The 13,722-nt window shown below is 46.3% G+C and carries 9 protein-coding genes; 3 read left to right on the top strand and 6 right to left on the bottom strand.

Features of this window, described 5'->3' with window-relative positions:
- Window positions 1-672 precede the first annotated feature (672 nt).
- The 3 genes from QUA20_RS16905 to QUA20_RS16895 all read right to left on the bottom strand — a co-directional run bounded on the left by QUA20_RS16905 (window position 673) and on the right by QUA20_RS16895 (window position 6,086).
- Window positions 673-3,189: an MASE1 domain-containing protein gene (locus tag QUA20_RS16905; protein WP_333190080.1), complete on the bottom strand. Its 2,517-nt coding sequence runs from the start codon at window positions 3,187-3,189 to the stop codon at window positions 673-675.
- Window positions 3,190-3,742: 553 nt separating this feature from the next.
- On the bottom strand, window positions 3,743-5,071 hold the full coding sequence (locus tag QUA20_RS16900) for an ABC transporter substrate-binding protein (RefSeq protein ID WP_333190079.1): 1,329 nt from the start codon (window positions 5,069-5,071) through the stop codon (window positions 3,743-3,745).
- Window positions 5,072-5,135: 64 nt separating this feature from the next.
- Window positions 5,136-6,086, bottom strand: a complete 951-nt coding sequence (locus QUA20_RS16895; protein WP_333190077.1) for an RsmB/NOP family class I SAM-dependent RNA methyltransferase — start codon at window positions 6,084-6,086, stop codon at window positions 5,136-5,138.
- Between the two features lie 414 nt (window positions 6,087-6,500).
- On the opposite strand from QUA20_RS16895, the gene fmt reads away from it, so the two are divergent.
- Window positions 6,501-7,508 (top strand): methionyl-tRNA formyltransferase, encoded by a 1,008-nt coding sequence (gene fmt / locus QUA20_RS16890; RefSeq protein WP_333190076.1) that lies wholly within the window; start codon window positions 6,501-6,503, stop codon window positions 7,506-7,508.
- Between the two features lie 466 nt (window positions 7,509-7,974).
- On the opposite strand, the gene QUA20_RS16885 is transcribed toward fmt, so the two are convergent.
- The 3 genes from QUA20_RS16885 to QUA20_RS16875 form a co-directional block, all read right to left on the bottom strand.
- Window positions 7,975-9,216 (bottom strand): exonuclease SbcCD subunit D, encoded by a 1,242-nt coding sequence (locus tag QUA20_RS16885; protein ID WP_333190074.1) that lies wholly within the window; start codon window positions 9,214-9,216, stop codon window positions 7,975-7,977.
- 159 nt (window positions 9,217-9,375) lie between these two features.
- Window positions 9,376-9,951, bottom strand: a complete 576-nt coding sequence (locus tag QUA20_RS16880) for a Uma2 family endonuclease (protein ID WP_333190072.1) — start codon at window positions 9,949-9,951, stop codon at window positions 9,376-9,378.
- An 89-nt stretch (window positions 9,952-10,040) separates the two neighbouring features.
- Window positions 10,041-11,318 (bottom strand): ATP-dependent DNA ligase, encoded by a 1,278-nt coding sequence (locus QUA20_RS16875; protein ID WP_333190071.1) that lies wholly within the window; start codon window positions 11,316-11,318, stop codon window positions 10,041-10,043.
- A gap of 351 nt (window positions 11,319-11,669) precedes the next feature.
- Between QUA20_RS16875 and QUA20_RS16870 the strand changes: the two genes are divergently transcribed.
- Both QUA20_RS16870 and QUA20_RS16865 read left to right on the top strand, forming a co-directional pair.
- Window positions 11,670-11,975 (top strand): glutaredoxin family protein, encoded by a 306-nt coding sequence (locus tag QUA20_RS16870; RefSeq protein ID WP_333190158.1) that lies wholly within the window; start codon window positions 11,670-11,672, stop codon window positions 11,973-11,975.
- A gap of 163 nt (window positions 11,976-12,138) precedes the next feature.
- Window positions 12,139-13,698, top strand: coding sequence for a UDP-N-acetylmuramoyl-L-alanyl-D-glutamate--2,6-diaminopimelate ligase (locus QUA20_RS16865; RefSeq protein WP_333190069.1), 1,560 nt, complete (start codon window positions 12,139-12,141; stop codon window positions 13,696-13,698).
- Window positions 13,699-13,722 lie beyond the last annotated feature (24 nt).

Here is a 13,722-nt window from a genome sequence, read left to right as displayed (position 1 = left end):
GGATCGGGCAAGTCGCCCAGGGTAAAAAGAAGGAAGAAGGAAGAAGCAATAAAAGCAAGGGTTTTAGCAATTAAGAACGTCCTTACCCTATGGACGCTTTCTATAATAGTATCAAAAATTTTTCGATTGTCACCAAACCGATGTTCTGAATGTCGGCCGCACACTAAAAAATGGTATTTTATCAAGTTAACTTACACTGAAAAACCCGGTTTCTGCCAAAACTCGCTTTTTTGACGGCCCGACTTAGGTGAAGAAACCGGGTTTCTGGAGGGAGAAATATCAAATCCGGTTAGATAGGAATGATACCGAGCGTGCGAGCACGGCGATCGCACTGCACTCTGATTATTCCGATGGCAGTGGAAACTATATCAGGACTTTCTTACTTACCGCGAAGTTAATTATGGTTAGAGAGCAAAACATGATATTATACCTGCTTTTTTAAGAATAAAAGTAATAAAAATGAGTTGCTCGATGTGATAAATTATAGCAACCGCGACCGACGGTTAGGACATTCTTAATTATTGCTAAAAAATGAACTCTGATATTGCAAATTCAGTCTTTTTTCTTGCTTCTGCTATATGTTCAAAATCTCCATACCTGCTAGCGAAAGAATCAGGCAAGTGCGGAGGCTAATAAATTTAGTAGCAATAGATAATAAGTTTTAAAAAAATATTATTTATCAGAGTTTTCGGTTGATATCGAAAGGTCGGTAAAAATAGCTGGCAGCCGAATTATAAAAGTAGAACCTTTATCCAACTCGCTGAATGCGGTAATGTCTCCGCCCATCATTTCGCAGAATTTCTTAGTAATCGTCAGCCCCAAACCAGTACCGCCGTACTTCTTAGTAGTTGAGGAATCGGCTTGGGTGAAAGGATCGAAGATTTTGGCTAACTGTTCGGGATTCATGCCAATGCCGGTATCTTTGACTGTAAAAACGATCCAATCTTGAGGGGAAGATAAGAGAGATAAGCTATTTTCAGCTTGGCCATCTCCTCTATACGCTCCAAGTTTTTTGCCTTTCTTTGCAGAGTCGGCGGGGGTTTCGACGGATCTGGTAACGGCGAAGGTAATCGCGCCGGAGCGAGTAAATTTCGCGGCATTGCTGAGGAGGTTGAGCAGAGACTGCCGGAGTTTAGTCAAGTCGGTCTGCATCGAGCCAATATCCTCGGGGCATTGTATTTCTAGGATATTGCTATTTTTGTCTGCCATCGGCGCGATCGTGGCAACTACTTCCTCAAGCAGAGTTGAAATGGTGAAGGTTTCGAGGTGGAAGTCGATGCGGCCTGCTTCAATTTTGGTCAAGTCGAGAATATCTTTAATCAGGTCTAGTAGGTGCTTGCCGGCCGTGTTAATTCTCTGGAGGTCGTCGATGAACTCTTCGGCACCGAGGTCTCGGGCGTCTTCTTGCAGGATCTCGCTGTAGCCGATGATAGCGTTGAGGGGGGTTCTGAGTTCGTGACTCATGTTGGCGAGAAAAATGGTTTTCGAGCGATTTGCAGCTTCCGCAGCTAATGCGGCCCGGCGGAAATCTTCGGAACGCAAGCGTTCGGTGATGTCGCTGGTCATGATTAAAACGCACTGAGTGCTGGCGAGGTCGATGAGTTCCACTGACAGCAGCCAGTCGCGCACTTCGCCGGCTTTGGTGCGAATTTTGATTTCTTGGTTGCTGATCGAATTTTGTGCTTGCAAAATCTGGGCTAGCCGCCGCCCGTCTTCTGAATTGACCAAGATTTTTAACTCGCTGGCGGTGCGGCCGATAAATTCGTGCCGCAGCCAGCCTAATGAGCGCAAAAAGCTTTCGTTGGCATCGAGGAAGCATCCGTCTGTGAGGGTGCAGATGCTGATACCGACTGGGGAGGCGTGAAAGGTCTTGGAAAATCTTTCTTCTGAAGAACGCAGCGCGGCTTCTGCCCGCTTTCTGTCTGTGATGTCTTGGACGGTGCTGGTGATGTAGAGGAAGTTGACCGCCGCTTGTTCGTAGACTGTGCGGTTGCTGCCGTCGGGGAGTACGAGCCTGTAGTCGATGCTGTAAGGCTGTTGCTGAAATAAAGCTGCTTCGATCGAGGTTTTGACTAATTCTCTGTCTTCGGGGTGCACGTATTCCAAGAAGGCTTCAAGGCTGGGTTCAAAAGTTCCGGGTCGCTCTCCCAGGATGCGATAAATTTCCTCTGACCACCGCAATTGCTGGGTGTTGCGGTCTAAGTCCCAGTTGCCTAGTTGGGCGATGCGCTGGGCGTTGGCGAGGCTGGCTTCGCTGGCGCGGAGCGAGGCTTCTGCTTGGTTGCGTTCGGCGACTGTGGCGGCTAAGACTAAGCCGGTGACGGCGATGACGGCGATGAAGGCTTGCAGGGATAACAGTGCTTGGGGGATGCTGCTGGCGTGTTTGAAAAAGGGGCCGCTGCTTCGGGCTATGCCCCAGATGGCGAAGCCGCACAGGATGAAGTTGGAGAGGGCCGTGTAGCGCTGGCCGAATCGAAAGGCAGCCCAAACTACGAGGGGAAATGGTAAGTATTCGAGGGGATAGCGGGCGTAGGCGGCGCGGGTGCGCGAGCAGAAGACGAGCCAGCCGACTGCTAGCAGCAGCAGCAGCCAAATCGCTCGTTCAGCTATCTTTTTTTTGCGATGGCTGGAGACTTTGGGGAATTGTTGCCACGCCAGCAGCAGCGGGGCGACGAGCAAAATTCCCATAGCGTCTCCCACCCACCAAGTCGCCCAAATGGTGCCAAAATTGCTGCAGCTAGATAAACTGCTCAGGCATACGACAATGCTGCCAATGGTGGAATTGATCAGGGTAGATCCTAAGGCTGCTAGTCCGACTATTCCTAAAACGTCTTTGAGCCGATCGAGCCGTGCGCTAAAGTTAATGCGCTGCAGTAGATAAGTTCCCGTCCACGCTTGCAGGGTTCTGGCGCCTGCCGAGATCAATGCCGTGCCGATGTTGGCCGACGGTGCGCTCATGCTGAACAGGAAGCCTCCGATCGCGATTCCCGGCCACAGTTGCCGCCCGAACAGCAGCAGGGCGACTTGGGCAATTCCTGCTGCTGGCCACATCGGGTAAATTTCTGAACTGAGGGTGAGGGTGGAAACGGCGAATTGCGACGCCCCATAGTAGGTCAGGGCGATCGCACCTACTGCGAGGAAGTACCGCCAGGAATGTCCTCTGATGGCGTTAAGGAACTTTGTCTGCATGGTCGTTTGGGGAAAAGGTGGACGGTTGTTGGGGTTTCAGTAGGTGGCACGGGACGGGCACAGGGTAGGGAAAATGTTTCTATTAAGTGATGGTAGGTCATGGGTGGTAGGTAGGGGGAGAACCTTTTGAGCTAACTTTTTGTGGCGCCGTTGAAGGTTCGGTTTTTTTTTGCTGTGCGATCGAATCTGCGCATAAATTTCGGGGGTAGCCGTTTTTTGCCAATATATCTGTAATGACTAAGCATTTGGTTTGTAAATTTTGGGTTTTGTTAAAAATTTATTACCGAGGTACAGCCGGCGTCTTTTCGTGTCGGGCGATCGCAACTCGATTTAACCTAACATCTTGCACCCTTGTCAATAATACCCAAGCAACCGATAACAGCGACACAAAATCTCAGCTTTCAGGTAAGCCCAAGGCAAGAAATCCGGTTTCTGACTATAAGTGCAGGCAGAAGTGATTTTAACTGGATTTTCAACCAATTAATTGATGCTTCAAGTCTTTTGATTCAATACAGTGAAAGCAGATAATTTACAGCAAATTTTTTTTTATTCTCTATTTCCCTTTGGCTGTTGCAATATCTAAGGTTAGTGTCAAACGCTCTTGAGATTCTTTAAGGGCGTCTTGGGGGTTGCGGCCGAGAAGGGTTGCCTCTATGGCGCGACCGAGGTTTTCTGACAGGCGGGAGTAACCTGAAATAATGGGTCGCGCTCTGGCTGAGTTCATTTGCTCTAAAAATACTCGCAAAACAGGGTTTTTTTCCACAAAGCTTTGATAAGCTTGGCTCTGTCTCGATTTTAAGTTAATTGGCAAGTAACCTGTTCCCAATGCCCATGCTGTTTGGAATTCTTCACCTAGAACGTATTCTAAGAATTCTAGGGCTGCTCGCTCTCGTTCTGGGGAGGTTTTCATTAAAAATAGGTTTTCACCTCCAACGAGAGCTGCGGGGCGTTTGAGGGCGGGTATCGGCATCACTGCGTAGTCGATCGGGCTTTGCTGCAATTGTGCTAACGTCCACGGCCCGGTGATTTGCATGGCGACTTTACCGGCGATGAAGTTGTCGAGTTCGTAACCGCGTTCTGGTGCTGACAGTATTGCTGAACCTTCTTTTAACAAGTCTCTCCACAATTCTAAGGCCGCGCGAGAACCGGGATTGTCTATTTGGGGTACGGGAGTTTGAGGTGTTGCGGCTTTGAGTTCGCCACCGGCAGTGAACATGAATGGCAGCCAGGTAAATACTGTCCATTCTCCTTTGCCTAGGGGGAGGACTATGCCGTGTTGGTCTGTGCGGCCGTCTCCGTTGGTGTCTCGGGTGAGCGATCGGGCTGCTTGCTTTAATTGCGCCCAATTCTGGGGAACTTTTTTGATTCCTGCTGCTTTAAATAAGCTGGGACGGTAAAATATGGCGGTGTTATTTGTGCCTAGGGGAACTGACCAAGTATGTCCGCCCAGTTCCATTGACTCGAAGAGTGCCGGGTCGATTTCGGCTTTCCGGGGCGATTTGTTAAGCCAGTTTTCTAAGGGTTGAATTGCGTTGAGTTCTGCTAGCTTTCCTGAAATTGTGGCACTATTCCACAGCAAATCCGGCGGTGCATTTCCAACTATTGCTGTTAGTATTTTTGGGAGTTGTTGGTCTGGCTGGCCGATGTAAACTGGTTCGATATGGATGTTGGGATGCGTTTTGTTGAATTTGTCTGTGAGGGTTTGAAATACGTCGCGATTTGGTGGAGGATTGATGCCGTGCCACAGTGTAATTTTAATTTTTTCGCTGTTTTTTTCTGGGCTTTCACAGCCGCTTAATATTAGCAAAGTTAAAATAAGTAAAATGCAAGCAGCTAGTTTTAGTTGCATTTTGATGGCTTGGGATAATTTTGATAAAATCATTTTTTAGTTGTATTCAGGAAAGAAGTTTTTTTAACCGCAGATGAACGCCGATGGACGCGAATAGTTAGAGGTTGGTAAAACGAGTTAAATCTAGAAAATCGGCTGGTAGCTGATTTCTCTCTCCATCCGAGGTGTTTTGAAACAAAACGGTAAAAGCTCCTGCTCCTAGTTTATCTTGCGGCCACATCCGATAGCAAGGAATTTCTGTCAGGTGCGATCGATATTTTTCTAAATGAGGAACAGTGACTGGCTGAAATTCGGGGAATTTGCTTAACAGCCATTCGCTGACTTGTTCGTTTTCTGCGGTTGAATAAGTGCAGGTCATGTATGCAAGATAACCTTGCGGCGCTACAATTTTAGCAGAATTGGCTAAGATTCTTTTTTGGCGGTTGGCATTGCTGTTGATGGTGACATGATGAAAGCATCCGGGTGCTTTGTCTCCTTTTGCTAAGAGTGATTGACCAGTGCAAGGAGCATCTACTATTACTAAATTAGCAGTTTGTGGTATTTTTTCGGCAAGTATTTTTGAATCGACGTTAGCGGCGGCGGACGGTAGGATTTGGCAGCGTCTTAAATTAGATATCAGCATTCCCATGCGTTTGCCTATGACTTCGTTGCACAACAGCAATTCTGGGTTTAATGTTTTCCAGGCAAATATACTTTTACCTCCGGGGGCGGCGCACATATCTAAGATTAGTTTGATGGGCTGCGTTATTGTTAATAAGGTGGAGGCGGCGAAGATTGAGGAAAAGTCGAGACAGTAGTAATGTCCTGCTTGATGTAAGGAATGTTTTCCCGGCTTGGATTCTAAAGCCAGTCTATCTACAAATTCTGGTTGCCAACTAACTGGATGTTCCAGAATAAATGGGTTTTCTGTAGGTTTTGGTTGCAACCAGAAGATGGCAGGATTAAAAGGTTGGGGATTTGTGACGGCGTGAATAAATTTTTCTTGTTCTGCGGTGTCGGCAAATAAGCTGCGGCTGAGTTTCAGCAGGAGATTAGATGGTTTTTCCATGTTCGAGGAGATATGATAAGATTGAGATTAGCAGTAAGCAAGGTAAATCCGATGATAATTCCTAGTGTAGAACAGTTATAGCTAACTTGAGAATAAGGGAGGCAAATGTTGTTGCGTCTATCAAACCAATTGCTTTTGAGCGTTTGAGTCGGGTGGCACCTGAGTATGAATTGAGCTCCTTTTTGCCGATCGCACAAGTCGGAACTCTTCTCGAAGTGTATAATCTAGGAGCTAACTACCATTATTTGAGCTAACCAATAAACATTACATGGGTTCGGCGGGTGAAAACACTCCTAAACTACCTTGTATCATAGCTCCTACGCGCTTAATAGTCTCTACAATATACTATGGTTTTTTGCCATTACCTACTTGATCACTAATGACAGATAACTACTTACTAATAACGAAGAATCTATGAAAATTGTCTTTTTTGGCACTCCCGATTTTGCTGTTCCTACTTTATCTAGTTTGCTAAGTCACCCAGAGTTTGAGGTTGTGGCTGTGGTGACTCAGCCGGACAAACGCCGGGGAAGAGGCAATCAATTAATGCCTTCACCTGTAAAAGATGTGGCTTTAAATCACAGCCTCCCGGTTTGGCAGCCGCAGCGAATCAAGAAAGACGCTGAAACAATTGCCAAATTGCGGGAAGCGGAGGCGGATGTGTTTGTGGTGGTGGCTTACGGTCAAATTCTTTCTCAAGAAATACTCGATATTCCTAGTTTGGCTTGCGTTAACGTTCACGGTTCAATTTTGCCGAAGTATCGCGGTGCAGCACCGATTCAGCGCTGTCTTTTTGACGGGGAAAAGACAACAGGAATTACTACTATGCTGATGGATGCTGGGATGGATAGTGGGGCGATGCTGTTGAAGGCTTTTGCTGGTATTTCGCTGTTGGATAATGCTGATTCTTTGGCGGATAGGTTGGCGGAAGTTGGGGCGGATTTGTTGATAGAAACTTTGGTGAAATTGAGGGACGACCAAATTGAAGCTGTTGTTCAAGATGATGCTGAGGCGACTTACGCGCCGATGATTAAGAGTGCGGATTATGTGTTGGATTGGTCGAAAAGTGCGATCGCCCTTCACAATCAAGTTAGGGGCTTTTTCCCGGATTGCACGACGACTTTTCGCGGCAATTCTTTGAAGGTGATGGCGACAGTACCCGTCGGGCCGGAATATTGGCTGCAATTACCGCCGGAGTTGAGAGTTTTGGAACGCGAATGGCCTGTTTTGGCCGAGTTGTCGGGCGCAAATGGGGAAGTTGTTAAGGTTGTGAAGGGCTTGGGGGCGATCGTCCAAACCGGTGATGGTTTATTATTGTTGCGGGAGGTGCAGTTGGCGGGAAAAAAGGTGCAGTCTGGGGTGGATTTTGCGAACGGAACTCGGTTGGTTGTAGGGGAGATTTTTGGGAATGCTGATTCGTGAATTACAACAATAGATTACTAGATCGGGAGGCAAACTGTGTATATCTTATTTGATGGCAACTGGGACGAACCAGAAATAGAGATATCTGATTCGCCACGAGGTCTGATCGAACTGGGAGAACTTTGCATAAGCATCAGTGAAGATTTGAAGCTTCACGCGGAGAAAATAAAGTCCAAGTTTTATCCTGAAAACCTGGAAGGTATTTCCATGAAGTTGTCTTCGATAAAAAATCCAGAAGGATTAGACTTAATCAAAATTCACCTAAACCAAAGAAATCTGGTATTTGAAGGTTCTAAATCTGCTTTTCATAAGCTGGGTATGTCATTGCTAAACTACTTCCATGAAAATAGTCGACAACCTGAACATTTTCACCTAGACTATGTGGAAGGCGATTGTCTATTAGCACCTACTAACTGTCACGTAATATTTCTGTGTAGAGATCCGCATATAACGTGACAGACAATACCTAAAATTCTACCAAAACTTCCTCGCCACCACCCAACAAACCCTGTGCCGCCTCTAACATACTCTCCGCAACATCTTTCAAATCTTCGCGACTTGCCAGATAAGTTTTCAAAGCGTCTAACGGTTCTATACTATTATTAGCATTCAATTCTGGCAACCGCGGCCTCGCTAGCTGACTGACTAATTCCGGCTGGATTGTGTAGCTGTGCGCTTCGCCCAGAAGTGCGTGCAATTCTGCGTTGTCGATTAAATCTAATTGTTCCGATCGCAATTGGTAGATCAATCTCACAACCGCGTCTTGTATCTCTTTCTTGCCAATAGCTTTAACTAACTCGGCTTGCGGGTTTTCCGATTCGGCAACATTCACTTTAATAGTCTGAAACACCCGCACTGGCAAAGCGCAAAATTCCCACTCTGCTTTTCCCCGTTCCAAATTAACTAACACAAAACCTTTATCTTCTTTCTCTTCGCTAAAATCAACTCGTTCGATACTTCCGGGATAAATTACTGGCGGATTGTTGGAAGCATTGAGATTTTGGTGTTTGTGAACGTGGCCGAGAGCAACGTAATCAAAACAAGGGCGAGTTAGCATCGAAACGGGAATGTTAAAACCTTTTCCAACTGCTAAAAAACGCTCTGCACCCAAGCTTGCTTTATCTGCCATTAAGTGCGCTAAAAGTACGGTTGGTATGTCGGGGTTGAGGCGGCGGATTTCGCCTTCCATTGCGATCGTCAGTTTTTCGGTTAATAATTGGTTAACATCGCCCATAGACAGGCTTTCAGTCTCGGAACGTGTCATTAAGGTCGATCGAGTCAACCAAGGCAATGTTACCACCTGTACGGGCCCGCTGCGGGTTTGAATCAGGTGAGTGTCCAGGCGATCGCCTACAATAAACTTAGGTATTCCCAAAGTCCGATAAATCCCCAAACTCGCGCCGCCTTGTCCCTGAGAATGTTGGTCGTGATTTCCTACTAGCAAAACAGTCGGAATTTGCGCGTCCACCAAACGGCTGAATTGGCGAGCAAAAGCCTCTTTTACAAACGGTGGAGGCGTAGAATCCGGGAAAGCATCGCCGCCGAATATGACTAAATCTACGGGTTCAGAAATTGCTCTATCCATACATTTGCTCAGCGTCGCCGCGAAGTCTTCCAAGCGCGTATTTAAACCAGTTTCTGGATTAATCTGCCCGTGAGAAAAGCCGCTTCCCATGTGAATGTCTGAAAGGTGTAAGATTTTAATCATTGTTTTTTATTTGTAAATTATCTTTTTGGTTCGCAGTGAGGACTTCAGCCCTCCTTTAGCTTCGGCAGAAAAACTCAAGTCTTTACTAAGAAGTAGGTTTAAGGTTTTTGTCAAAGTAAAGACGAGAAAAATTTCCTACTAAAAATCTGGTTTCATACATCACAATACCATGCCTGGGACTTTTTGATAAACTTGTGCGATCGGGCAGCGAAAATCTATACTCATTAACTCTAACTCATCTCCTTGTCGGTAAGTCTGAGAAACCCAATTTTCCTCAGCATTGAGTCGAAAACACTCAATTTTCATCTCAGATTGAGTGATGAGTACGTATTCTTGCAAACTCGGAGAAGTTTGGTAATCTGCAAATTTATCGCCTCTGTCAAAAGCTGCCGTTGAGGGCGACAATACCTCAACTACTAAAGATGGATAGAAAATGAAATCTTCAGTAGTTGAGGTATCTCTTTCGTCGCAAGTCACAGCTACGTCAGGATAGTAATAGCAATTTGCCTCTTCCAGTCGGACTTTTATATCTGATGATAAAACGATGCAGTCGGTGTCATCAAGATGATTTCCCAGCCGCCTTACTAAGTTACTAGCAATAATGATATGGGGCTTTTTTGCCCCTGTCATTGCATAAACGTGTCCGCGTCTGTACTCATGTTTGATTGGGCTTACTCGCTCGCCCTCTAGGTAGTCTTCTGGAGAAATGTAGAAAGTGTTTTTGCTGATAACCATTGATTTTTACTCCGCTGATTTTATCTGATACTATGTGTTGGAACTCAGATATTCGGGGAAGGAAACGGCGCTGCCGTTTCCCTACTGATTTAACAAAACTCCAGAAATCGTGCGTGCCATAATTTGCCACTTTCCGTCAAACCCTGCGATCGCACTTTAATTTTGACACTTTTGGGGTTAGCCTCGTAGAGTCGGGCAATTTCCTGCATTTCTCCGGCGCTAAAACCCGTTCCCACTGTTCCTACTGGCACTAATTTGCCATCGATTTCTTGCGCTACTTTGATGGCGCTAAACGGCCGCCCCGCAACTTTTGTATTTGTCAATCCGACAATAAAAAGGTCTAATTCTAGACAGTATTTAGTCCTCACCATCGGATATTTCTTAACATCTTTGCCGCCCACATAGCGGCAGTTGTGCAATAGCCAAACTTCGCCTTCTCTATTTTCATATTCCTGCTGATTTGCCAGCAAGAGTTTTTCGGCTGCGGTGCGAAATGTCGGTACAATTTCAAATGCTGGGGATAAATTCGCCACCATTTCGCCAACTTCAACTCCCGCTGCAATTCGTTCGGATTCGGCCACGGTAGTTAAATCATTGCCTTTGAAAAACAAACTTTTAAAAATGGCATAAATTGCGCTGGGCTGGATTGTCGGAAAACCGCTTTCAATATTAACTGTAGCAGCTTGCGCCCCCGTGCGGTGTTCGCTGCCGGTACAGCTTTTGTAATACAGTTCGCCGTCTAAAACAAAGGTGCCAATTTTAGCGGCTGTGTCGATTAATGTGCGATCGATCTCAATTGATGCTTGCTGTCGCAGGTTAGTCGATCGCGATTGGTAGTATACTTTATCTGGCGTCGCGATGACAACTACTCGATTGCCGTCGCGCTTTGGCTGTCCCCAATAATCGGGATTTTCGATATAATAAGAACGATCGCTCGGTGCGTCAACTGGCTGCATCGTCACAATTCTTCCCGGTTGCAAGTGCGGTGGCAATTCGGGAACAATGGGATTGTTGGCAGTTTCTATTTTTGGGGCGGGAGTTGATTGTTTAGCAGGAGCGAAATCGGCGGTAGAATTGTTTGGAGTATTGAGGGCGATCGGCTTTTCTCCTGTTTCCAATTCAAAAGCTCTTTTCCAAAAGCCAAAAGCCATTTCCTGATATCCTTCCGACTCCGCGCACAGTGCAAAACCAATAACTTTTGCCGTACCAATTCCGCGCCCGTAATCAGCTAAATACTGCACGGCCCCCGCTTCACCCATCAAGTGCAATCCTCGCGTGACGATGCGATTGTTCCAGCGTTCTCGAATGTCGGCGCTAATTTTTTTAGCTGCTTTTCGCTTGGCTTCTGCGTATTCGGTGCAGTCCATACTGCCTCCTTTCTGTAGGGCTATTTATATACTATACTAAAGATTGATTTATTAGTCAAGATGAAGTTTACAATTAGGTGTTGTGAATAAATTTAAGTCTTTGATTTGTGAACTAGATTTATTTTTTCACCGCAGAGGCGCAGAGGGCACAGAGGAAGAGAAGAAAGAGAGGGATGGGGTTGGAGTGTTTTGATTGTCAAGCGCGGTAATCTGTTCGCAGCCAATGCTAAGATAACTTCGATCGCGCATTGCGACCAATAAAGCCGTGAGTTGCGTCTTACTCGCGTTGGGTTCGCCAACTTGCGATCGCACGTTCGAGAATTTAATATCAAGTCTAATTGTAGTCTTATGATGCGATTAATTTTGTACAGCAAACCCGGCTGCCACTTGTGCGAAGGGTTGCAAGAAAAACTCGAACAGATTGAAAGCCTCAAGTTTCAACTCGAAGTCAGAGATATTACTGAACGCAACGATTGGTTTGAAGCTTATCAGTACGAAGTTCCAGTTTTGTTTAAAGTGCAGCCCCAGCCAAAAAATTCTGTTGGCGAGGCTGGATTCTCCGCTGAAGAACTGTTACCCCGTCCTTCTCCCCGCTGTAGTGTCGCCCAATTGGAGCAAATGTTACAGAAATATTTGCAAATCGATCCGTCACAATAATACGATTTACGCAAAAACTCACGTCTTAATCCGGGCCTCGGGGTTCGCGGTACGCACTTTACTGTAAACCTGTATGGTGCGCACAGCAAAAGCCTGTAGATAGCGGCTCAAAAAATGTGTTGCGCAAGTCATATTCAAGACATCCAAGTAAGGAGTTTTTCAGATGAAATTGAGAGAATTATTAGCAGCAGTTCCCAGCATTTCCTTTGACGCCAAACATCCTGCCCTCGATGCCGAAGTCAAGGGTTTATCCACTAATTCCCACGCTTGTCAGGCGGGAGATTTATTTTTGGGAATGCCGGGAACTCGGGTAGATGGGGGAGATTTTTGGCAAAGTGCGATCGAATCTGGTGCAGTTGCCGCCATAATTTCCACCCAAGCAGCCGAGAAGACACCCCCCCAACCCCCCCTTGCTAAGGGGGGGCTAGAAGAGGTTCCTTCCCCCCTTAGCAAGGGGCTAGAAGAGGTTCCCTGCGTCATCGCAGCAGCGGATATGGCTCAAGTTTGCGGTCAAATAGCAACTGCTTTTTACGGCAATCCAGCTAGCAAATTAAAACTTGTCGGCGTTACCGGGACTAACGGCAAAACTACAACAACTCATTTAATCGAATTTTTGCTCAATGAAATGCAGTTGCCGACGGCGATTTTTGGCACGCTTTACACTCGCTGGCCGGGCTTCCAACAAACTGCACTTTACACCACACCTTTTGCAGTTGACCTGCAAAAGCAATTAGCAGAAGCTGTAGCAGCCGGATGCAAACATGGCGTGATGGAAGTCAGTTCGCACGCTTTAGCGCAGCAGCGAGTTTTAGGGTGTAGTTTTGAAGTTGCTGTCTTTACAAATTTGACTCAAGATCATCTCGATTATCACCGTGATATGGAAGATTATTTTGAGGCAAAATCGCTTTTGTTTGGGCAGGATTACCTCAAAAAACGCGCTGTAATTAATATTGATGACCCCTACGGGCAGCGGATAGTTGAAACCCTGAAATCTGACAAGGTTTGGAGTTACAGCACTGTTCTGAAAACCGCAGATTTGTATGCTTTTGATTTGGAGTATCAGCCCAATGGAGTTAAGGGAATGCTGCATACTCCGAAGGGCGAAACGGCTTTTGTTTTGCCTTTAGTCGGTCAGTTCAATTTATCAAATATGTTGGCTGCTGTCGGTGCTGTTTTAGAATTGGGTTTAGATTTGTCCGCAATTGTGGAGAAATTATCTCAGTTTTCGGGAGTTCCGGGACGGATGGAACGGGTGCAAATTAGTCCCGACCAAGATATTAGCGTTATTGTGGATTACGCGCACACTCCCGACAGTTTGGAGAACTTGTTGAAGGCGTCGCGGCCGTTTATTCCGGGTCAGATGATTTGCGTGTTTGGCTGCGGTGGCGATCGCGATCGCACTAAGCGGCCGATCATGGGTAAAATTGTTGCAGAATTAGCCGATTTAACGGTTGTTACTTCCGACAATCCGCGCACGGAAAATCCCGATCGCATTTTGGAGGATATTTTAGCCGGAATTCCCGCCGCAGTAAAGCCGATGGTGATGTGCGATCGAGCCGCTGCAATTCGCACTGCTATTATGGAGGCTAAACCGGGAGATGGCGTGCTGATTGCAGGAAAGGGACACGAAGATTATCAGATTTTGGGCACCGAAAAAGTCCATTTTGACGATCGAGAACAAGCGCGAGATGCCTTGAAAGCCAGAATTAATTCGGTTAACTGAATTTGGTTAACTGTTAACGGTTAA

Origin of the sequence: Microcoleus sp. Pol7_A1, from assembly GCF_036701085.1 — a bacterium.
GTDB classification, from domain to species: Bacteria; Cyanobacteriota; Cyanobacteriia; order Cyanobacteriales; family Microcoleaceae; genus Microcoleus; species Microcoleus asticus.
This window is presented reverse-complemented; position numbering and strand designations above follow the sequence as displayed.

Excerpts from the sequence above, each read along its gene's own strand:
- QUA20_RS16900 (WP_333190079.1), bottom strand. The coding sequence starts at position 5,071 with ATGATTTTATCAAAATTATCCCAAGCCATCAAAATGCAACTAAAACTA.
- fmt (WP_333190076.1), top strand. The coding sequence starts at position 6,501 with ATGAAAATTGTCTTTTTTGGCACTCCCGATTTTGCTGTTCCTACTTTA.
- QUA20_RS16870 (WP_333190158.1), top strand. The coding sequence starts at position 11,670 with ATGCGATTAATTTTGTACAGCAAACCCGGCTGCCACTTGTGCGAAGGG.
- QUA20_RS16885 (WP_333190074.1), bottom strand. The coding sequence starts at position 9,216 with ATGATTAAAATCTTACACCTTTCAGACATTCACATGGGAAGCGGCTTT.
- QUA20_RS16865 (WP_333190069.1), top strand. The coding sequence starts at position 12,139 with ATGAAATTGAGAGAATTATTAGCAGCAGTTCCCAGCATTTCCTTTGAC.
- QUA20_RS16895 (WP_333190077.1), bottom strand. The coding sequence starts at position 6,086 with ATGGAAAAACCATCTAATCTCCTGCTGAAACTCAGCCGCAGCTTATTT.
- QUA20_RS16880 (WP_333190072.1), bottom strand. The coding sequence starts at position 9,951 with ATGGTTATCAGCAAAAACACTTTCTACATTTCTCCAGAAGACTACCTA.
- QUA20_RS16875 (WP_333190071.1), bottom strand. The coding sequence starts at position 11,318 with ATGGACTGCACCGAATACGCAGAAGCCAAGCGAAAAGCAGCTAAAAAA.
- QUA20_RS16905 (WP_333190080.1), bottom strand. The coding sequence starts at position 3,189 with ATGCAGACAAAGTTCCTTAACGCCATCAGAGGACATTCCTGGCGGTAC.